This is a genomic window from Streptomyces sp. NPDC059454, assembly GCF_042749965.1.
Classification (GTDB): Bacteria; Actinomycetota; Actinomycetes; order Streptomycetales; family Streptomycetaceae; genus Streptomyces.
In genome coordinates, this window is the sequence record NZ_JBHYVC010000020.1 from 1 (window position 1) to 20,111 (window position 20,111).

Annotated in this window: 18 protein-coding genes; 8 read left to right on the forward strand and 10 right to left on the reverse strand. The window is 73.3% G+C overall.

Annotated elements, in window-relative coordinates; all coding sequences use genetic code 11:
• Positions 1-1,516: 1,516 nt before the first annotated feature.
• The 3 genes from ACFXAE_RS16210 to ACFXAE_RS16220 form a co-directional block, all read right to left on the reverse strand.
• Positions 1,517-2,041, reverse strand: a complete 525-nt coding sequence (locus tag ACFXAE_RS16210) for a hypothetical protein (protein ID WP_384714276.1) — start codon at positions 2,039-2,041, stop codon at positions 1,517-1,519.
• A gap of 395 nt (positions 2,042-2,436) precedes the next feature.
• On the reverse strand, positions 2,437-4,815 hold the full coding sequence (locus ACFXAE_RS16215) for a PQQ-binding-like beta-propeller repeat protein (protein ID WP_384714279.1): 2,379 nt from the start codon (positions 4,813-4,815) through the stop codon (positions 2,437-2,439).
• 190 nt (positions 4,816-5,005) lie between these two features.
• The gene (locus tag ACFXAE_RS16220) at positions 5,006-5,737 is read right to left on the reverse strand and encodes a VOC family protein (RefSeq protein ID WP_384714282.1); all 732 of its coding nucleotides are present in this window, start codon (positions 5,735-5,737) and stop codon (positions 5,006-5,008) included.
• A gap of 134 nt (positions 5,738-5,871) precedes the next feature.
• On the opposite strand from ACFXAE_RS16220, the gene ACFXAE_RS16225 reads away from it, so the two are divergent.
• The 3 genes from ACFXAE_RS16225 (at position 5,872) to ACFXAE_RS16235 (ending at position 7,855) form a co-directional block, all read left to right on the forward strand.
• Positions 5,872-6,507 (forward strand): TetR family transcriptional regulator, encoded by a 636-nt coding sequence (locus ACFXAE_RS16225; protein WP_384714576.1) that lies wholly within the window; start codon positions 5,872-5,874, stop codon positions 6,505-6,507.
• A gap of 214 nt (positions 6,508-6,721) precedes the next feature.
• The gene (locus ACFXAE_RS16230; protein WP_384714285.1) at positions 6,722-7,147 is read left to right on the forward strand and encodes a pyridoxamine 5'-phosphate oxidase family protein; all 426 of its coding nucleotides are present in this window, start codon (positions 6,722-6,724) and stop codon (positions 7,145-7,147) included.
• Positions 7,148-7,189: 42 nt separating this feature from the next.
• Complete coding sequence (locus ACFXAE_RS16235; RefSeq protein ID WP_384714288.1) at positions 7,190-7,855, forward strand: pyridoxal 5'-phosphate synthase; 666 nt, start codon at positions 7,190-7,192, stop codon at positions 7,853-7,855.
• On the opposite strand, the gene ACFXAE_RS16240 is transcribed toward ACFXAE_RS16235, so the two are convergent.
• Positions 7,833-8,444 carry a GNAT family N-acetyltransferase gene (locus ACFXAE_RS16240; protein WP_384714291.1) on the reverse strand — a complete coding sequence of 204 codons (612 nt, stop codon included), beginning with the start codon at positions 8,442-8,444 and terminating at the stop codon, positions 7,833-7,835. The genes ACFXAE_RS16235 and ACFXAE_RS16240 overlap by 23 nt on opposite strands.
• 102 nt (positions 8,445-8,546) lie before the next feature.
• On the opposite strand from ACFXAE_RS16240, the gene ACFXAE_RS16245 reads away from it, so the two are divergent.
• Positions 8,547-9,752, forward strand: coding sequence for a flavin-containing monooxygenase (locus ACFXAE_RS16245; protein WP_384714294.1), 1,206 nt, complete (start codon positions 8,547-8,549; stop codon positions 9,750-9,752).
• Between the two features lie 220 nt (positions 9,753-9,972).
• On the opposite strand, the gene ACFXAE_RS16250 is transcribed toward ACFXAE_RS16245, so the two are convergent.
• A complete protein-coding gene (locus ACFXAE_RS16250) occupies positions 9,973-11,289 on the reverse strand; it encodes an MFS transporter (RefSeq protein WP_384714297.1) in 1,317 nt (438 codons plus the stop codon).
• Between the two features lie 71 nt (positions 11,290-11,360).
• Here ACFXAE_RS16250 and ACFXAE_RS16255 point away from each other — a divergent pair, with 71 nt between their 5' ends.
• A complete protein-coding gene (locus ACFXAE_RS16255) occupies positions 11,361-12,401 on the forward strand; it encodes a GlxA family transcriptional regulator (RefSeq protein WP_384714299.1) in 1,041 nt (346 codons plus the stop codon).
• 518 nt (positions 12,402-12,919) lie between these two features.
• Here the strand turns inward: ACFXAE_RS16255 and ACFXAE_RS16260 are convergent.
• The 3 genes from ACFXAE_RS16260 to ACFXAE_RS16270 form a co-directional block, all read right to left on the reverse strand.
• A complete protein-coding gene (locus ACFXAE_RS16260) occupies positions 12,920-13,360 on the reverse strand; it encodes an ATP-binding protein (protein ID WP_384714579.1) in 441 nt (146 codons plus the stop codon).
• A 493-nt stretch (positions 13,361-13,853) separates the two neighbouring features.
• Positions 13,854-14,366, reverse strand: a complete 513-nt coding sequence (locus tag ACFXAE_RS16265; RefSeq protein ID WP_361747915.1) for an EF-hand domain-containing protein — start codon at positions 14,364-14,366, stop codon at positions 13,854-13,856.
• A gap of 149 nt (positions 14,367-14,515) precedes the next feature.
• Positions 14,516-14,896, reverse strand: coding sequence for an STAS domain-containing protein (locus ACFXAE_RS16270; protein WP_384714302.1), 381 nt, complete (start codon positions 14,894-14,896; stop codon positions 14,516-14,518).
• A gap of 359 nt (positions 14,897-15,255) precedes the next feature.
• Here ACFXAE_RS16270 and ACFXAE_RS16275 point away from each other — a divergent pair, with 359 nt between their 5' ends.
• Both ACFXAE_RS16275 and ACFXAE_RS16280 read left to right on the forward strand, forming a co-directional pair.
• Positions 15,256-15,837 (forward strand): RNA polymerase sigma factor, encoded by a 582-nt coding sequence (locus tag ACFXAE_RS16275; protein ID WP_384714305.1) that lies wholly within the window; start codon positions 15,256-15,258, stop codon positions 15,835-15,837.
• Positions 15,834-17,006: a maleylpyruvate isomerase N-terminal domain-containing protein gene (locus ACFXAE_RS16280; protein WP_384714308.1), complete on the forward strand. Its 1,173-nt coding sequence runs from the start codon at positions 15,834-15,836 to the stop codon at positions 17,004-17,006. The genes ACFXAE_RS16275 and ACFXAE_RS16280 overlap by 4 nt, the downstream gene beginning before the upstream one ends.
• A gap of 197 nt (positions 17,007-17,203) precedes the next feature.
• Here ACFXAE_RS16280 and purU read toward each other — a convergent pair whose 3' ends face one another.
• Together purU and ACFXAE_RS16290 are read right to left on the reverse strand one after the other, a co-directional pair.
• The gene (purU, locus tag ACFXAE_RS16285; RefSeq protein WP_384714310.1) at positions 17,204-18,085 is read right to left on the reverse strand and encodes a formyltetrahydrofolate deformylase; all 882 of its coding nucleotides are present in this window, start codon (positions 18,083-18,085) and stop codon (positions 17,204-17,206) included.
• 47 nt (positions 18,086-18,132) lie between these two features.
• Positions 18,133-18,579, reverse strand: coding sequence for a hypothetical protein (locus ACFXAE_RS16290; protein ID WP_384714313.1), 447 nt, complete (start codon positions 18,577-18,579; stop codon positions 18,133-18,135).
• 172 nt (positions 18,580-18,751) lie between these two features.
• Here ACFXAE_RS16290 and ACFXAE_RS16295 point away from each other — a divergent pair, with 172 nt between their 5' ends.
• Positions 18,752-20,065: an ABC transporter substrate-binding protein gene (locus tag ACFXAE_RS16295; RefSeq protein WP_384714316.1), complete on the forward strand. Its 1,314-nt coding sequence runs from the start codon at positions 18,752-18,754 to the stop codon at positions 20,063-20,065.
• The last annotated feature ends 46 nt before the right edge of the window (positions 20,066-20,111 follow it).

Consider the following 20,111-nt stretch of genomic DNA (forward strand, 5'->3'; position numbering starts at 1 on the left):
GCTGCACTCCGCGTCGCCTTCGGCGATGGGCCTGCGGCCCACCCTTGACCCGGCCCGCTCCAGCACGGGGGAGAAGCGAGCGAGCGGCCGGAGGAGAAGCGGGGGCCAGGCAAGCAGCCCCTTGGGGAGGTGGACCAGTGGGCCGGAGTGCGGGGGCGCGCTCGCGTCTCGCCTGCACGCCGGGTGGGCTCAGCGGCGAACGGCGAGTGGGTGGTACGGCACACGCGTCGGGAAGACAGGGGCACGCCGGGCCGGGGGCAGGGACGCGCTCGCGCCCGGCAAGCACGCCGGGCAGGCTCAGCGGCGAACGCCTGGTGAGGTCGGGGGGCAGGGGCGCGCTCGCGCCCGGCAAGCACGCCGGGCAGGCTCAGCGGCGAACGCCTGGTGGGGAGCGAGGGCAGGGGCGCACTCGCGCCTCGCCTGCACGCCGGGCAGGTTCGGCGGCTTGCGGCCGGTGGGTGGTGTGGTGCGCGCGCCAGGGGCGGGAGACGCCGGGTCGGCTCAGCGGCCGACGGTGGGTGAGGCAGCACGCGCGGGTGGCGGACGGCACGCCGGTCGAGCTCGGCGGTCTGTGGCGGGTGGCCGGTGGGTGGCGGGTGCGGCGGTGTGCCAGGTGGACTCGGCGGCCTGCGGCGGATGGGGGCAGGCGGGGCGCGGCGGGCCCGTGTGACGCCCCGCAGGCCCGCCACGTCGCCTTGGAGGCTTGCTCGCACAGCGTGCGGTGCCCGCATGGTGATGATTGGAGCGTTTCTCCAGCCCGTGGCCGTTTTCACCCGCACCCACCAGGTTCCATCCCGCCCGTCCATGGAGATCTGCTCCAATCACGGGTACACGACCCGCACTTCGAGCTCCGGTCGACGGTGGGCCACCCAATGTCGCGGCCCCCGCTTCCACCACCCGTCACCTACCGTGGTCACGCCGCCGCTCTGATATCGCACCACTCACCGGCCGCAAGCCGCCGAACCTGCCCGGCGTGCAGGCGAGACGCGAGCGCGCCCCTGCCCCCCGACCTCACCAGGCGTTCGCCGCTGAGCCGGCCCGGCGTGCTTGCTGGGCGCGAGCGCGTCCCTGCCCCCGGCCACCGTCGGCCGCTGAGCCGGCCCGGCGTGCCCCTGTCTTCCCGGCGCGTGTGCCGTACCACCCACTCACCGTTCGCCGCCGAACCTGCCCGGCGTGCAGGCGAGACGCGAGCGCGCCCCTGCCCCCGCTCCCCACCGGGCGTTCGCCGCTCAGCCCACCCGGCGTGCAGGCGAGGCGCGGACGCGTCCGCGGACCCCGTCCACCCCGCGACCGACGGCAGGTCGTAGACATGCCTGGCCCCCCGCTTTCCTCCGGCCGCTCGCTCGCTTCTCCCCCGTGCTGGAGCGGGCCGGGTCAAGGGTGGCCCGGAGGCCCATCGCCGAAGGCGACGCGGAGTGCAGCGCAGCGGAACGCAGCGCCCTTGACGCGGACCGCGGAAGCACGACACTGACAAAGAAGCGAGCGGCCCGACGGCCACCTGTCAGCGCCGGTCAGATCAACGCACGGCCGGGGCGTACAGGTCGGGGTCGCACTCGGCGACCCGGGTCACATCCCTGCTGTCGCCCACGTTCACCCGTACCGTCGCCGTGTCGTTCGCGGGCACGTCGACGTCCTGGGACTGGGAGACGACCTCGCCGCCGGTCGTGTCCTCGAAGGTCACCGTGACCGTGAAGACCCCGGCGACCGAATCCCGGTTGGTGACCTCGACCGTCGCGTACGGGGACGCCTCCGAGGCGCAGCTCACCAGCTCCACCGTGGCGTCCTGCGGGGACGTCGACGCGTCTCCGCTGCCCCCGCCGCTGCCCGAGGTGCCGTAGTCGTCGTCATCGTCGTGGTCCCGGTGCGAGCCGCCTCCGGAACTCGACGACGAGTCGTGGTTCTGATCCGAGCTGCTGCACCCGCCGCCCCCGCCCCCGTCACCGCCGCCGCTGCCGCCGCGGCCGGTCGAGAAACCGGTGAGGGTGAGGACGACGAGTGCCGAGACCGCCGTGAGCCTGAGTGTGTTCCCCCGGGGATTCATGGCCGTCAGGCTAGCGATCTCCGTGTCACGGGCATGTCACCGCCTGGCGACCGTCGCGTACCCGGCGTAGCGTCTGCGGTGGGAGCGGTGGACCGCCGCTTCCCGCAGCGACGGCCGCCGTCCGACACCCCTTCCGTACAACCCGGCACGACGGCCGTCCACGGAGGCCCGTCCGCGGGGGCCCGTCCACGGAGGCCCGTCCGCGGGGGCCCGTCCACGGAAGCCCGTCCACGGAAGCCCGTCCACGGAAGCCCGTCCACAGAAGCCCGTCCACAGAAGCCCGTCCACAGAAGCCCGTCCACAGAAGCCCGTCCGCAGAAGCCCGTCCGCAGAAGCCCGTCCGCAGAAGCCCGTCCACGGAAGCCCGTCCGCGGCACCGCCCCGTACAAGGGGCCCTACGCCGTCCGCGCCGTCCCCGTCCCCTTCTCCGCGTCCAGCGCGTACACGCAGCGGTCCTTGCTGCACGCGTACACCACGCCGTCCCGGACCACCGGGGAGCCGGTGATCTCGCCGCCGGTCGCCAGCTTCCACCTCAGGCGGCCGTCGTCGGCCTTCAGGGTGTAGAGCAGGTGGTCGCTGGAGCCGAAGTGGATACGGCCCTCCGCGACCGCGGGGGCGCCCACGATCTCGCCGCCGGACTGGAAGCGCCACTTGGGCGTGCCGGTGACCGCGTCCAGGGTGTACAGGCCCTTGCCGCTGCCCACGTGGACGTGGCCGGCGGCGACCAGGACCGGCTCGACGGAGGAACGGGACTCGGTGGCGATGCGCCAGCGGTCACGGCCGTCGGTGGCGTCGAGGGCGTAGACCGTGCCGAGGTAGTCGGCGAGGTAGAGGCCGCCGCCGGTGACCGCCGGGCCGGGGACGAACGCGGGCGGGGCGAGGAAGGCCGCCGGGGCCTCGAAGTGCCAGCGCACGTGGCCGGAGGCGGTCTCCAGGGCGAGGACGCGGGTGCCGGCGCAGACGTAGACGTAGCCGTCGGGGGCGTGCGTCACACGGACCGGCACTCCGCCGCAGGAGGCCGCGTCGCCGATGGGGTACGACCAGCGCTCGTCGCCGGTGCGGGCGTCGAGGGCGCGCAGGCGGGCGTCCTGCCAGACGTAGACCGTGCCCTCGTGGACGGCGGGGCCGGCCTCGGGGGACTCGAAGTCGCTCTGGCAGCCGGTGACCTCCCACAGCTTCTGGCCGGTGGACGCCTCCCACGCCTGGACGCCGCCACCGCGCGTGCCGGTGACGACGGTGCCGCGGTCGGCCTTGAGGGAGTACACCCAGGCGTCCGTGGACAGCCGCCACAGGTCGCCGCCCTCGCGGGCGTCGAGGGCGTACAGGGTGGGTCCGTCGGAGGCGTGGATGCGGCCGTCGGCGACCGCCATCGACCAGGCGACGTCACGGGTCTTGAAGCGGCGCCGGCCGGTGGCGACGTCGAGGGCGTGCACCTCGAAGGAGGTGACGTAGACGAGGTCGCCGTCGACGGCTGGGGTGCCCCAGACGTCGTTGGACATGCGGAAGCGCCACGGGCGCCAGCCGCCACCGGGCTGGTCCGGCGGGGCGGTGGGCGCGGCGGGTGCCGGTACGGCCGGGTCGGCGCCGTTGACGCCGGGGCGGGGCTTGGACCAGGTGGCGGCCAGGGCGGCGGCCGGCGGGGGTGCCTTGACGGCGGCCGCGCGCGTGTCGGCGACGCGCGGGCCGGGTCCGATGGGCACCGCCGCGCCCGCCAGCCGTACGGGGCCGGCGTCGGGGGCGCCCACCGGAGCACCCACCGGGGCGGGCACGGACGGGGGCGGCGGTGGAACGACCGGGTCGTGCGGGGGCGGCGGGGGAACATGAGGGCGGGCCCCGCCGCCGCTGCGGCCGGTTCCGTGCGCGGGTCTGACCGCCGGCCGGCCGCCCCGCCGCGTCTCGATCAGGCTCACCGCCCGCTCGGGCAGCCACGCCGACGCCGTACCGCTGTCGTCGGAGCCGGAGCCGAACAGGTGCGGGGCGAGCTGGGCCTGGAGGTCGGCGGGGTTGGGCCGGCCCGCCGCCTCCATCTGCATGCAGGCTTCGATGAGGGGGCGCAGCTCGTCCGGGAGGCCTTCGAGGTCCGGGCCCTCGCGCAGCAGCATGAAGACGGTCTCGACGGGGTTGGCGCCGTGGAACGGCGGATGTCCCGTGGCGGCGAAGACCAGCATGGAGCCGAGCGAGAAGACGTCGCTCGCGCCGGTGACGCTGCGGGAGTCCTTGGCCTGCTCCGGGGACATGTAGGCGGGGGTGCCGACGGCGACGTTCGTCATCGTCAGACGGGTGTTGGAGACGCCGGAGGCGATGCCGAAGTCGATCACCCGGGGGCCGTCCTCGACGACGAGGACGTTGGAGGGCTTCAGGTCGCGGTGGACCAGCCCGGCGCCGTGGATCGACTGGAGCGCCTCCGCGACGCCCGCCGCGAGCCAGCGCACCGCCTGGGCCGGGAGCGGCCCGCACTCGTTCACTATCTCCTCGAGGGAGGGCGCGGGAACGTACGCCGTGGCCAGCCACGGCACGGCGGCGCGCGGATCGGCGTCCACGACGGCCGCCGTGTAGAAACCGGAGACCGCGCGGGCCGCCTCGACCTCGCGTGTGAAGCGAACCCGGAAGAGCTGGTCCTCGGCCAGTTCGGTCCTGACCGTCTTGATCGCCACCCGCCGCCCGGACGCCGAGCGCGCGAGATAGACCAGCCCCATGCCGCCGGCTCCCAGCCGTCCCAGCACCTCGAACGGCCCGATACGCCGCGGATCGTGCTGCGTCAGCTGATCCACCACTTGCCTGCCACCTCCCCGTACGAGTCGCGCCACCACCTGTGCCCGCGACCGAAGTGCAGCGTCTCACCACCGCACCGCCGTGGCGGCACGCACCCCGATTCTTCCTGGCCGCGCCCCCGGTTGCGAACCGGCCGACAAATAGGGTGTCCAGGTTTTCATACGACACAGGGGTCGGAAACGGCGCGGCGGCTCAGCGACGCAGCAGCGCGAAGGACGCTCCTTGATCGTCGGTGACCACGGCCGCCGTGCCGTAGGACGTCTCGAAGGGCGGAACCTGGACCCGGCCGCCGAGCCGGACCACCTCCTCCAGGCCGGCCCCGGGGTCCTCGACGGCGAAGTGGACGAGGAAGTGCGGCGGCATCTCGACGGGGAAGACGTCGGAGACCGGCGCGCGGCCGAAGCCGGGGTCGGCGGCCGGACCGAACAGGGCGTCGTGGAAGAGGTCCCCGTAGAAGGTGTTGGCCGCCCGGGTGTCCCGCGTGTACAGCTGCACCCAGGCGAAGGTGCCCGGCTCGTACCGGCGCCCGAAGCCGGGGGTCTCCGCACCCTGCCAGAGGGAGAACACCGCCCCCTCGGGGTCGGTGACGAGCGCGGTGACGCCCAGGCCGCCGAAGGGTCCCGGCGGGGAGACGACCTGCCCGCCGGCCGCGCGGATCCGTCGGCACAGCCCCTCGGCGTCCGGGGTGGCGAAGGACACCGTCCATACGGTGGGCAGCCGGCCGTCCGTCTTGTGCGCGAGGGAGGCGACGGGGTCCCCGTCCTTCAACGCCCGCACGGTTCCCTGGGGCTGGTCCTCGAAGGTCCACCCGAAGAGCTCGCCGTAGAACCGCTTGCCCGCCTCCACGTCGGGCAGTTGCGCGTCCACCCAGCAGGGGGTGCCCTCCGTGTACTCCACGTACTCCGATGCCCTGTTTTCGGCCATGCCGCCAAAGTAACCGTGCCGCCCGCAGGCCGCAGACCAGGCACACCAGCCTCCACGGACCCGCACACCCCATTTGCAGTCGGCCGAATCGCGCTCGGATCACCCGTCGGTAAGCTGACGGCATGACAGGACAAGTGCGTACCGTCGACGGCCGTGTGGCCGGCCGGCGTGGGCAGGCGACCCGGCAGAAACTGCTCGACTGCCTCAGCGAAATGCTCAGCTCCTCCCCCTACCGGGACGTCAAAGTCATCGATGTCGCGCGTAAGGCGGGCACCTCTCCCGCTACCTTCTACCAGTACTTCCCGGACGTCGAGGGCGCCGTCCTGGAGATCGCCGAGCGCATGGCCGCCGAGAGCGCCGGGCTGAGCGAGCTGCTGGAGGGCCGCTCCTGGGCGGGGAAGGCCGGCTGGCAGACGGCACAGGAACTCGTCGACGGCTTCCTGGAGTTCTGGCGCGACAACGAGGCGATCCTGCGGGTCGTGGACCTCGGCGCGGCCGAGGGCGACAAGCGCTTCTACAAGATCCGCATGAAGATCCTGAACTCCGTGAACAACTCGCTGGCGGACTCCGTCGCCGAGCTGCAGGCCAAGGGACGGATCGACAAGGACGTGAATCCCGCGGCGATCGCCGGCTCCCTGGTGGCCATGCTCGCGGCCGTCGCCTCCCACCAGAAAGGTTTCTCCTCCTGGGGCGTGAAGCAGGCGGAACTCAAACCGAACCTGGCTCTGTTGGTGCACCTGGGGGTCACCGGCAAGAAGCCGGCGAAGTAGGCGCCCGGCGGCCCACACCGAGGCGCGGTCTCGCAAGTCCTGTCAGACGGGCGGCGGTTCACTCCGGTGGGCCGCCGCCCGTCGCTTTCCGCGCGGTGCGGGAGGGAGGCGGGGAACACGGCGCCGTCCGGCCGGTGTTGTGCATCGGCGAGCCGATCGCAGGCCCGAGCGACCGAGTGAATGTCCGACGCACATGTCACAGGAGGAACCCGGAATGGCCCTGACCCGTGAAGAGCGCGAACAGTTCCTGGCCGAGCCGCACGTCGCGGCGCTGGCGGTCGGCGCGGGGAACGGCCGCGCCCCGCTCACCGTGCCGATCTGGTACCAGTACGCGCCCGGTGGCGACGTATGGATCATGACCGGCCTGGACTCGCGCAAGAACCTGCTGATCGGCGCGGCGGGACGGTTCTCGCTCATGGTCGACCGCCTCGAACCCACCATCCGTTACGTCTCGGTCGAGGGGCCGGTGCTCGACACCACCCCGGCCACGATCGAGCAGCTGCGGGAGATCTCCGCGCGCTACCTGCCGGCCGGCAAGGTCGAGGGGTACGTCGACTTCTCCTGGAAGAACCACGGCGAGCAGGTCGTCGTGCGGATGCGGCCCGAGCGGTGGGTGTCGTCGGACCTCGGATCGGTGTGAGTCCGCCGGACGCCCGGCAGCCGGACGCCCGACAATCGGTGCATGGAACCTGATCTCCACGAGCTGCTGAGGTCGCTGCGGGTGTGGGACCCGCAGGTCACCGACCTGCCCGCGTTCGACCCGGCCGTCGCGCCCGCCGAGCCGCTGCCGCTGTTCACGCGGTGGTTCGCCGAGGCGGTGGCGGCCGGTCAGGCCGAGCCGCACACCATGTCCCTGGCCACGGCGGACGCGCGCGGGCTGCCGGACGTACGGATCGTGATGCTGCACGGCGCGGACGACGACGGCTGGTCCTTCGCCACCCACGCGCACAGCCGCAAGGGCGGCCACCTCGCCGCGCGCCCGTACGCCGCGCTGGCCTTCTACTGGCCGGTGCTGGGCCGCCAGGTGCGGGTGCGCGGGCCCGTCGCGGCGGCCCCGGCCGAGGAGGCGCAGGCGGATCTGCACGCCCGTTCCACCGGGGCGCTGGCTGCCGCGCTGACCGGCAGGCAGAGCGAGGTCCTCGGGTCGGCCCAGGAGCTGGCGCGGGCCTCGGAGGCGGCGTGGGAGCGGGCGCGGCACGCGCCGGACACCCCGGCCCCGTCCTGGACCCTGTACCGGCTGCGGGCGGACGAGGTGGAGTTCTTCCAGGGCGAGGCCCGGCGGCGGCACGTACGGCTGCGCTACCGGCGCGGACCGGAGGGCTGGGTCAGGGAGTCGCTGTGGCCGTGAGGACGGGCTCCGGGTCCGCGGCGAGACGGGCGTGCAGGTGGGCGTCGCGGAACGCGTCGCGGCGGCCGGCTTCGAAGATCGCGCCGCGCATGGTCCCCTCGTGCCGGAACCCGCACCGCGTGGCGACCCGGCAGGACGCCTCGTGTCCCAGCGCGTGGTTCAGCTCCAGCCGGTGCAGGCCGAGTTCGGTCAGCGCCCAGTGCGAGGCGAGCAGCAGGGCCCGGGTGGCGACGCCCCGGCCGCGTGCCTCGGGGAGCACCCAGTAGCCGACCAGGCCGCGCCGCATGACGGGGTGGATCTCGTTGACGCCGATGTGCCCCAGTGCGGTGCCGCTGCGGGCGTCGGCGATCCGGAAGGACGCCCCCGTGCCGTCCGCGTCGCGCCGCGCGCCCCGGCGCAGTGACTCCCGGGCACTGTCCGCGTCCGTGATCGGCCGGAGCGGGGTGTTCCAGCGCCGGAACTCCGGGTCCGTGAGGCCGCTCAGCCAGGTGTCCACGTCCGCCCGGGACCCGGGGTCCCAGGGACGGAGGCGCAGGCCGTGACCGTGAAGTTCGGGGAGGGGCCGGGTGTGCCCGGGTAAGGAGAACATGGGGACATTCAAGCCCGCGATCCCTACAGACGTGATCAATCCGCAACCAATTCCGGTCTTGACCGAGACCCATCAACCAGGGGCGTGATTACGCTCGCGCTCATGGCCGACTCCTCCGACACCTCCATGTCCGCGCAGCCCACCGTGCCGAACCGGGCGGACCGCCCCGTCTACGTCATCGGCGGTGGTCCGGGCGGACTCGCCGTCGCGTACGCCCTGCGCGCCCGGGAGGTGCGGGCCGTCGTCCTGGAGCGTTCCGACCGCGTGGGGGACTCCTGGCGGCGCCACTACGACCGGCTGCGTCTGCACACCACCCGGCGCCTGTCCGCGCTGCCCGGGCTGCCGATGCCGCGCCGGTTCGGGCGGTGGCCGGCCCGCGACGACATGGTCCGCTACCTGGAGAAGTACGCCGAGCACCACCGGCTGGAGATCGTCACCGGGGTCGAGGTCTCCCGGGTCGAGCGCACCCCCGACGGCACCGGCTGGCTGCTGCACGCCACCGGGGGCCGCGAGCTGACCGGCGCGGCGGTCGTCGTCGCCACGGGCTTCAACCACACGCCCCGCGTCCCCGACTGGCCCGGCCGGGACACGTACACCGGCGCGTTCCTGCACGCGTCCGAGTACCGCGACGCGAAGCCCTTCACCGGCCGGGACGTGCTGGTCGTGGGCGTCGGCAACACGGGGGCCGAGATCGCCGTGGACCTGGTGGAGGGGGGCGCCTCCCGGGTGCGCCTCGCGGTGCGCACCCCTCCGCACATCGTGCGCCGCTCGACCGCGGGCTGGCCCGCGCAGTACTCGGCTGTCCTGGTACGCCGGCTGCCGGTCGGCCTCGTCGACCGGTTGTGCCGGGTCCAGGCGAGGGTGGCACTGCCGGACCTGGCCGACCGGGGGCTCCCGCGCCCCGCCTCCGGTCTGTACAGCCGGGTGCTGGAGGGGGCGATCCCCGTGCAGGACGTCGGCCTCGTCGACGCCGTGCGCAAGGGGGCGGTGGAGGTCGTGGCCGCCGTGGAGGGGTTCGAGGAGGGCGAGGTCGTCCTGGCGGACGGCGACCGCATCACCCCGGACGCGGTCGTGGCGGCCACGGGCTACGTGCGCGGTCTGGAGGGTCTGGTCGGCGGGCTCGGCGTCCTCGACGACCGCGGCAGACCGGTCGTCCACGGCGCCCGCACCCCGGCCGCCGCGCCCGGCCTCTACTTCACGGGCTTCACCAACCCGATCAGCGGCAACCTCCGCGAACTGGCGTCGGACGCCCAGCGCATAGCCAGGGCGGTGGCCCGCGCGGGGGGCGCCTCCCGGCTCCCCGCGTAACTGCGGGCACGTCGTGCCTCCCCCAGTGCCTCAAGGGCCTGGGAGGTGCCCCGGGGCGGCACGGGCGGGCGGTGGGGGTACCTTCCGCTCATGGGGTCCCCCCGCTCATGGGGTCCCCCGCTCGAGCGAAGCCGGGAGTGGGGGAGCAGCCGACAGCGGGGGAGGCACCCCGCGAACGCCGGGCCGCGCGACACCCCCGCCCCACCCCGGCCCCGAGCCCTCAGGCGACCGCCGTCGCAAGGGGAGCCGGCCGCCGCCGGATCACCAGTGCCATCAGCGCCGCCGCGGCGCACAGCGCCCCCGACGCGTACCAGACCACGTCGTACGACCCGAACGTGTCCCGCGCGACACCTCCGAGGAAGGCGACGACAGCCGCACCCACCTGGTGCGAGGCGAGCACCCACCCGAACACGATCGGACTGTCCTCGCCGTAGTGCTCACGGCACAGGGCGAGCGTCGGCGGCACGGTGGCCACCCAGTCCAGCCCGTAGAAGACGATGAAGAACAGCATCGGCGGATGCACGCTCGGCGCCAGCAGGATCGGCAGGAACAGCAGCGAGATCCCCCGCAGCGCGTAGTACACCGCGAGCAGCCGGCGCGCGTCGAAGCGGTCCGTGAACCACCCGGACGCCACCGTCCCGACGACGTCGAAGACGCCGATGACCGCCAGCAGGGACGCCGCGGTCGTGACCGGCATCCCGTGATCGTGCGACGCGGGCACGAAGTGGGTCTGGACCAGCCCGTTGGTCGAGGCGCCGCAGATCGCGAAGGACCCGGCGAGCAGCCAGAACGGCCCCGTCCGCACCGCCGAGGACAGCACGGTCAGCGCACGCCGCGCGGCGCCCGGAACAGGCGCCGGCTTGGGTACGAACTCCTTCGCGCCGTACGGCTTCTGGCCCACGTCGGCCGGATGGTCGTGCAGCAGCAGCCAGACGAACGGGACCACCGCGAGCGCGGCGAGCGCCACGGTGACGGCCGCCGGCCGCCAGTCGTGCCGCGAGACGATCCAGGACAGCAGGGGCAGGAAGATCAACTGCCCGGAGGCGGACGCGGCGGTGAGGATGCCGGTGACCAGGCCCCGGCGCTCGGTGAACCAGCGGTTGGTGACGGTCGCGGCGAAGGCCAGCGCCATGGAACCGGAGCCGAGCCCCACCAGCAGGCCCCAGCACAGCAGCAGTTGCCAGGCCGCCGTCATCCACACCGTCAGGCCCGAGCCGAGCGCGATCACGCTGAGGGCGACCGCGACCACCTTCCGGATGCCGTAGCGGTCCATCAGCGCCGCCGCGAACGGCGCGGTGAGGCCGTACAGCGCGAGGTTCACGGAGACCGCCGCGCCGATGGTCCCGCGCGACCAGCCGAACTCGTCGTGCAGCGGGTCGATGAACAGACCCGGTACGGAGCGGAAGGCGGCGGCGCCGATGATCGTCACGAACGTGACGGCGGCGACGAACCACGCGCGGTGCACACGGGTGCGGGCCGGCTTCGGTCCGCTCGCGGGCGGCTCCACGACGGCGGCGGTCTCTCTTGTCCGGATCACGCCATAGAGCTTCCGGGATCGGACCCGCCACAACGAGTGGCCCGAAGGACAGCATTCGCTAGGATCGGGCCATGGATCCGGCCGAGCACCCGCACGCGTCCGCCGGCTTCCGGCCCCACCGCGTCGTCGTCCTCGCTCTCGACGGGCTGCTCCCCTTCGAGCTGGGCATCCCGCACCGCATCTTCGGCCGCCCGAGGGACGGGCGGGGGCGGCGCCTGTACGAGGTGATCACCTGCTCGGTCCGGCCGCCCGGGCCGGTGGAGACCGACGCCGACTTCGCCGTCCACGTCGCCCACGGCCCCGAGGCCCTCGCCACCGCCGACACGGTGATCGTCCCGGCCTCCTACGAGCTCGGCCCGGTGTACGAGCGGGGCGAGCTGACCGACGCGCTGGCCGCCGCCCTCGCCCGCATCCGCCCCGGCACCCGGCTCGCCTCCATCTGCACCGGCGTGTACGTCCTCGCCGCCGCCGGGTATCTCGACGGCCGGCCCGCCACCACCCACTGGGCCGACGCCGAGCGCTTCCAGCGGTTGTTCCCCCGGATCGACGTCGACCCGGACGTGCTGTTCGTCGACGACGGCTCCATCCTGACCTCGGCGGGCGTCGCGGCCGGGATCGACCTGTGCCTGCACATGGTGCGGCGCGACCACGGCGCCGCCGTGGCCAACGAGGTGGCCCGCCGTACGGTCGTACCGCCGCACCGGGACGGCGGGCAGGCGCAGTACATCGAGCGGCCGGTGCCCGATCCGCGGCAGTCCTCCACGAGCGGCGTCCGCGCGTGGGCGCTGGGCCGGCTGCACGAGCCGATCCGGCTGCGCGACATGGCCGCGCGGGAGGCGATGTCGGTACGCACCTTCACGCGCCGCTTCCGGGAGGAGGCCGGTGTCAGTCCGGGGCAGTGGCTGACCCGGCAGCGGGTGGAGCGGGCCCGGCACCTGCTGGAGTCAACCGATCTGTCCGTGGACCAGGTGGCCCGCGACGCCGGCTTCGGCACGGCCCAGTCGATGCGGCAGCACCTCCAGGCGGCGCTGGGGGTGACGCCGACCGCATACCGGCGGACCTTCCGGGCCGGCGGGCGGCAGCCGGGAGCGGTCGTGCCGGCCGGAGAGTGAGCGGGAGGCCGTCCACAGGCTGTGGGGGAACCGGGTGCTCCTGCCGGCGGTGGCGGTGCGGCGCTGTCCGCCCCGAGCACGGCAGCGCCGCACCGCTCTTCGGCTCCGGCGCTCCCTCCCGGGCTCCCCCTCGGCCCTGGGGAACCGGCGCCGGATCACGACCCACGCTCGTCGAGGGCTCCCGTCGTCGGGCCCTCGCCGTCCCCTCGCGGCGAATCGCTGACGAACAGCGTGATCAAACGGACACGGCGCGTCAACACCGGTTCGGGTGACAATGGGCAGGTTGAGGCATATGCCCTGTTCGCCGACACCGCGCACGGAAGCACACCCGGCGCACCGACTCGCACGCCCACCCGCGCGACCGGCCCACCGTGCACCCGTGCCCCTGCCGAGGCGCGGGGAGCCGCGCGACCCCCAGGGGCGCGGGGAGCCGCGCGACCAGCCGCACGCGACCCGCGCCCGCCGCACGACCCGGCACCCCGAGCTCTCACGCGCCCGCACAGCACGCCCCGCGTGCACTACACCACTTCGTACGCCAGCCCACCGCACGCGGTCGCCCCGCCGGACATCTGCGCGCAGCGATCCAGCTCGCACCAGATCCGCTTGCCGGCCCCCTCCGCGCTCCAGCCCCAGCGGTCCGCCAGCCCGTCCACGAGGGCGAGCCCGCGTCCGCCCGTCGCCCCGCCGTCCACACAGCGCGGCACCGGCGCCCGTTCGCTGCGGTCGGCCACCTCCAGGCGGACGGTGGCCTCCTCGTCGTCCGCCCCCGGCAGGGAGAGCCGCAGCACGGCCGGACAGCCGGTGTGCACCACGGCATTGGTGACGAGCTCCGAGACGAGCAGGATCAGGGTCTCGGCGAGCGGTTCGTCGGCCTCTATGCCCGAACCGGCCAGTCGCGAGCGGGCCCACCGCCGGGCCCGTCCCACCTCAGCGGGGTCGGGCCGGATCTCCAGTTGCACTTGAAGCACCTGCACCGCTCACACCATCCGAACCGGCGGACACTTGGACTCGCGCCTCACGAGGGCCACGATCGTAGCCATTTCCTGCATGGCCGGGACAACGGCCGGGACGGGGGTCACGGAACGTGAATCCCTTGCGGGACAGCATGGTTGACGTACAGTCACCCCAACAAGCGCTTCGGGCATATTCCAGCGCGAAGGAGTACACGTGCGGCATACTGTGCGACGCCCGCCACGGGAAGTCGCACGGGAGCCGGCATTCCGCCTGGCCACCCGGTGGACAGCCGCAGGCAGCGGCCGGTGGGGAGTCGCCCCGGGGGCGACTCCGGCGCGGTGCGTGCCCGGGACCACTCGCATCCGACACAAGGTACCGGAGCGGACGTCCGACTCCGGGCCGTGACGGGAGCCGCACAGGACACAAGCCGGTATCAACCCTCCGTGATCATGGGAATGCCACGATCCGTGACATGCGCGCGGAGGTGTTCCACCGGGGCTACTCGGGGACGGTGAAGTAACGGGCGAAGGACCGGACGATCTCCTCCTCGCCGATCCTGCCGTCACCGTCGGAGTCCAGCGCGGCGGCGGCCGTCCGGGCGAGGTCCCCGGGGACGCCGAGCGCCTCGATGACCCGCGCGGTGTCCTCGACGGTGGCCGCGCCGTCACCGTCGGTGTCGGCGACGGCGAGCGCCGCGTGCAGGAAGGGGCGGGCGATCTCGGCGAACCGGTCCGGGTTGTCCCGCAGTCGCTTGACCGCGCCGTTCACGAACTCCTCGCGCGTGATGCGCTGGTCTCCGTCGCGGTCCGCGATCCCCGCCATGCCCTGCCAGAACGCCTCGGCTCCGACATACAGGGCCTGGCCCCGGTCGGAGCGGGCCGCGACGGCGAACTCGGCGAGCAGCGCCTTGGCCGCTCCGCTGAAGTCCTCGCGGTCGATGTAGCCGTTGCCGTCCTGGTCGAAGCCCGCGAAGCGGGCCGCGATCCTGCGCTCGTACTCGCTGGTGACCATGTCTCTCAGGCCGCCTTAGGTCAGTGGGGTCGTCTCGCTGGGAGCGTACGTGGTGGAGGGCCGCCCGGGAGCCGGAAAACGACGCCTGGGCCAAGACCGGGGGAATAACGGGACAAGCGTGTGACACGTGTGAGCGCTCGTACGCGGCGTCACGCCGACAGCGGGCGGGAGTCCTCGTCGACCGCGGAAGGGACGTCCGGGTGGATCTCGAAGAGCCGGCGGACCCCGAGGGCGCCGAGCACCTTGTTGACGTGACTGCCGTCGGCGGCCCCCCGCGCGGGAAGGATCAGCCGCAGGCTGCCCCCGCAGGAGCGCAGCAGCCGGCGGGAGGCGATGAGCACGCCGACCCCGCTGGAGTCGCAGAACCACACCTCGGAGAGGTCGAGGACGAGGCTGTGCCGGCCCTCGGCCACCACGTCGTGCACCCGCTGGCGCAGCACCGGGGACGTCACCAGGTCCAGCTCGCCCGACACCCGGAGCACGGCCCACTCGCCGTGCTCCTTGTCGGTCACTTTGAAGGTCACCACCACGCCCCTCGCTCGCCGAAACGGAAGCAGTCCCTACGCTTCCTTGCAGCGCGGCTGCCCACCGGCCGTTCCCTGAAACACGGGCCGAGAAACGGCTGCCGAACAGGAAGGGCTTAATTTAGTCGTCTTAGAACTGATTCGATCAGTTCCGATCGGCGCGGAGGTGGGGGATGCGGCCCGGACGGCGTCCGGCATGGGCGGGCGGCCCTCTACCACCTGTGGCTCTTCCCGGGGCGCACATTGCCATAAAGGGGCGTGCGCCCTTCTACGTGCCGACTACATTCTTGGAGTCACCGACCACACGCCGGACCCGGACACCGACCACCCCGGGGCCGGGGGAGGAACAGGGGGTGAGGGGCCGCATGCCGAAAACGGACGTACCGCCCCGCTGGGACCGCAGGATGCAGCAGCGGCTCGCGCGCGGGGAGGCGGCCGCCCTCGGCGAGCTCTACGACCGGTTCGCCTCGCTCGTGCACGGCCTCGCCCACCGCGTCCTCGGCGACGAACACGCCGCCGACACCGTCACCCGCGACGTCTTCGCCCACGTCTGGGAACACCCGGACTCCTACGACCCCGCGCAGGAACCCCTGCGCACCTGGCTCGCCACGCTGACCAGCCGGCTGGCCGTACGACGGCTGCGCACCACGGAGACCGCGGCGCTCGCCCGCGGCGGCCCCGGCACCGCGGAGGACCTGGAGCGCACGGTGCGGCACGCCTCGGTGACGGCCCGCGCCGACTACATCGTCCAGTCCATGCCGGCGCCCCTGCGGGCCGCCCTGGAGCTGGCGTACTTCCAGCGCCGGGACTACCGCCAGACCGCCGCCGACCTGGGCGTCACCGACGACGAGGCCCGCCGCCGGCTCCGCCTCGGCCTGCAGCTGCTGGCCACCGCGCACGACACCGGGGCCCCGGACACCCCGCCCGGGATCGGGGGTGCCGCGTGAGCGGGCACCGGGCCGGCCACGCCGAGCCGCACGACGACCAGGAGAAGGGCGCCGAACCGCTCGTGCTGGAACACCACGTGCTGAAGTCGCTGCTGGGTGCCTGGGCGCTGGCCGCCTGCGCGCAGGCGGAGGCGGACGCCGTCGAGGAGCACCTCGGCACCTGCGGACCCTGCGCGGACGAGGCGCTGCGGCTGCGCGAGGCGGTCGGCCTGCTCCAGCGGCCCGAGAGCCTGGACCTGGACCCCGGCCTGCGCACCCGCGTCCTGGAGTCCTGCCTGGAGCGGCGCCCGCCCCGCATCCCCGTGCCGGAGTGGGCCGCCGCGTACGACGCCGAGACCGCGCGGCTGGACGCGCTGCTCCAGGACTTCGGCGACTCCGAGTGGCACGCGCCGGTGCGGCTGCGCTGGTACGAGTCCGACGAGGCGAGCAGCCGCCGTACCACCGTCGCCGGGGTCATCGCGCACCTGCTGACGGTCGACGGGCTGGTCGCGGTCGCCCTCGGCCTCGACGACCCGCTCGGTGACGCCACACCCGCCCGGCCCACCCCGTCGGACCGCACCGAGGCGTACTGGCGGGCCGCCCGCTTCCCGCCCACCCGCTCCGTACGGGCGCCCTGGCGGGAGCAGAGCCACGGCCTCGTGCGGACGGTGTCCTTCACGGGCGGCGGCACCGGACGGCTGCCGGTGTCGTACGGCGACTACGAACTGCCGCTGCACGACGCGATGCTGGACCGGGCCTTCGAGTGCTGGGTGCACGCGGAGGACATCGCCGAGGCGGTGGACTACCCGTACGACCCGCCCTCCGGGCGGCATCTGCACCACATCGTCGACCTGGCCGCGCGGATGCTGCCGGCCGTCCTCGAGCACCGCCGGCAGTACGGGCTGGCCTCCCCCGTGGAGCGGCACCTGGTCGCCGCCGGGGAGCCGGGGCGCAGTCTGCGGCTGGAGATCGAGGGGTCCGGCGGAGGCGAGTGGCTGATCCCGCTGGACTCCCCCGCGGCGAAGGGCTCCGCGGAGCACGAGGTGGCGCACGTCGCGCTGGACGGGGCGGAGTTCTGCCGGCTCGCGGCGGGGCATGTGCCGCCGCGCGAGGCCGCGGTGGGGCAGGTCGGAGACCGTGACGCCATCAAGGACGTGCTGTTCGCGGCGGCGAGCATGAGCCGGATGTAGGGGCGGGTTCCGTTTCGTCGGCGGGTGCGGGTGGTTCGTGGTTGCTCGCGCGGTTCCCCGCGCCCCTTGAGTACGTGCAGTGGACGTACCTCTCAGGGGCGCGGGACTGTATCGATATGCGGCTCCGCCGCGTGGGCGCGAACGGCCCCCACGCACCCGCACCCGCACCCGCCGACGAAACGGATGAAACCGAGCTGTCAGGCGAAAACGACCGTCCGCCGCCCGTTGGGCAGAATGCGGCGCTCCGCGTGCCACTTCACCGCCCGCGCCAGCGCCTGGCACTCCACGTCCCGGCCGATCGCGACGAGCCCCTCGGGGGTGACGTCGTGCCCCACCCGCTCGACCTCCTGCTCGATGATCGGCCCCTCGTCGAGGTCGGCGGTGACGTAGTGCGCCGTGGCACCGATGAGCTTCACACCCCGCGCGTGCGCCTGGTGGTACGGCTTCGCGCCCTTGAAGCTCGGCAGGAAGGAGTGGTGGATGTTGATGATCCGCCCGGAGAGCTGCTTGCACAGGTCGTCCGAGAGGACCTGCATGTAGCGGGCGAGGACGACGAGCTCGACGTCGCTCTCGCGCACGATCTCCAGCAGCCGGGCCTCGGCCTCCTGCTTGCCGTCCTTCGGCACCGGGATGTGGTGGAAGGGAATGTTGTACGAAGCCACCAGTTCGGCGAAGTCGGTGTGATTGGACACCACCCCGGCGATCTCCACCGGCAGCGCTCCGGTCCGCGCGCGGAACAGCAGGTCGTTCAGGCAGTGCCCGAACCTGCTGACCATGAGCAGGATGCGCATCTTCTCGTCGGCCCGGTTGATCTGCCAGTCCATGTGGAAGGAGTCACCGATCGCCGCGAAGCTCGCCCGCAGCTTCTCCACGGTCACCGGGGCGTCCGCCGAGAAGTGGACGCGCATGAAGAACAGTCCCGTGTCGTGGTCGCCGAACTGCTGGCTGTCCTCGATGTTGCAGCCGGTCATGAAGAGGTAGCTCGACACGGCGTGCACGATGCCCTGCTTGTCGGGGCAGGACAGGGTGAGGACGTACTGGTCGGCCGGGGCCGCGGCTCGGGTGGACTGCTCGCTCATGCAGAAAAGGGTCCCACACGCGCAGTCGCACCCGGCCGGCCGTTCCGCTACGCGGACCGCGTCAGGATCCGCAGCACCTCGAGGGTGCTCGGCGGCGCGTCGGGGTCGTCGCCGTCGCTCGCCGCCATCCGCATGTGCGCGTCCCGCGCCGCCCGCACCGCCTCCGGCCACCCCTCGTGCTCGAGATAGGCGGCCACCGGCGCGTCCGGCCCGACCTGGTGCATGATCCGCAGCACGCGCAGCACCGCGGTGTCGACGAGCGCCGCCTCCTGGGAGTCGCGGAAGATGGTGCCGACGTACTTCTCGGCGGACCAGCTGTCCAGCCAGGTGTCCTCGACCAACCGGTAGACGGCGTCGGTGACGTCGCCGTAGCCGTCGACCCCGGCCAGCCAGACGTCCCGCTGGAAGGCGGGATCGGAGAGCATGTGCAGCGCGGAACGCACATTGCTGCGCCAGCGCCACCACGGCATGTCATTGAGTGGCATGCCGCCCATGGTGGAGGAGCGACGGCCGCGACGGGAAGAGTTCTCCGAACCTTGCACGATCGTCGATCGTACGTTTCCGCGCCACACGGGTCGTACGGGACCCCGTAATTCACCCCGGTGTCACCGCCCGTCGACCAAGGGTCACTCCGGGGTTGGTCATGTGGCGGAATCGTGCGTGAGCATGACCGGCAGGCGACGCATCCGCAGCATCCTCCTCTCCCGCCTCCTCCACCGGCCCGTCAGAGCCGGCGCCCTGACCACGGGCGCACTGGTGGCGTGCGCGTCGCTCGCCGCCGGATGCGGGATCGTCCCCGGTGCCACGGGGGGCTCCGGGGACGACGGCCCCATCACCGTGATGACGTGGGCGCCCCAGGACACCAAGGCCACCAACAAGCCCGGGATGCCCGCGTTCGCCAAGGCCTACGCCCGCTGGGTCAACTCCCAGGGCGGGATCAACGGCCGCCGGCTCCACGTGCTGACCTGCAACGACGAGAACGACACCGTGGCCGCCGCGCGGTGCGCCCGGCGCGCGGTGCAGGAGGGGGCCGTCGCGGTCGTCGGTTCCTACAGCCAGTACACCGACTCCTTCATGCCCGCCCTGGAGGGCTCCGGCATCCCGTACATCGGCGGTTACGGCATCACCAACGACGAGTTCACCAGCCCGCTGTCCTATCCCGTCAACGGCGGCCAGCCGGCGTTGCTGGCCGGTCTCGGCCGCACCCTGGCCGACAGCTGCGGGCCGGTCACCCTGATCCGGCCCGACACCATCGCGGGCGACCAGCTGCCGCCGCTGCTCGACTCGGGCCTGGAGGCGGGCGGGCACCCGCGGTCCGGTGACCAGCGGGCGGCGGAGGACGCCACCTCGTACAGCGACCAGGCGGTGCAGGCCCTGGAGCGCGTCACCACGGACGTGGCCGGGCGGGGCTGTGTGGTGCCCGCCCTCGGCGACCGCACGAACACCTTCATGGACTCCTTCCGGCGGACCCGCGCCGACTACCCCGAGGTGCGCACCGCGACCGTGCTGGGCAGCGTCGACCAGTCGACGATCGACGCGTCCGGCGGGGCGTCGGGGCCGTACGAGGGGTCGTACGTCACCGGCTGGTACCCGGCGGCGGGCGACGCCCGCTGGGACCCGATGAAGAAGGTGATCAAGGAGGAGGCCTTCGGTGACAACCGGGTCGACGCCGCGGACGCCGGGGTGCAGACCACCTGGATCGCCTACACCGTGTTCAAGCAGGTCGTCGAGTCGCTGGGGGACGGCGAGGTGAGCGCCGACACGGTGAGCGAGGCGCTGGACAGCGGACTGAAGGTCACCACGGGCGGGCTCACCCCCACCCTGCAGTGGGACTTCCAGGACGAGCTCGCCGCCGTCGGTTTCCCCCGCCTGGTCAACGCGAACGTGACCCTGCAGGTGGTCCGGGACGGCCGGCTGGTCGCGGCCCGCAAGGGCTTCACCGACGTGACGAAGACGCTGCGGGAAGCGGATCTGGGATGACCCGCGGTGCTGCCCGGACGTCCGGGCAGCACCGCGGGTCATCCCA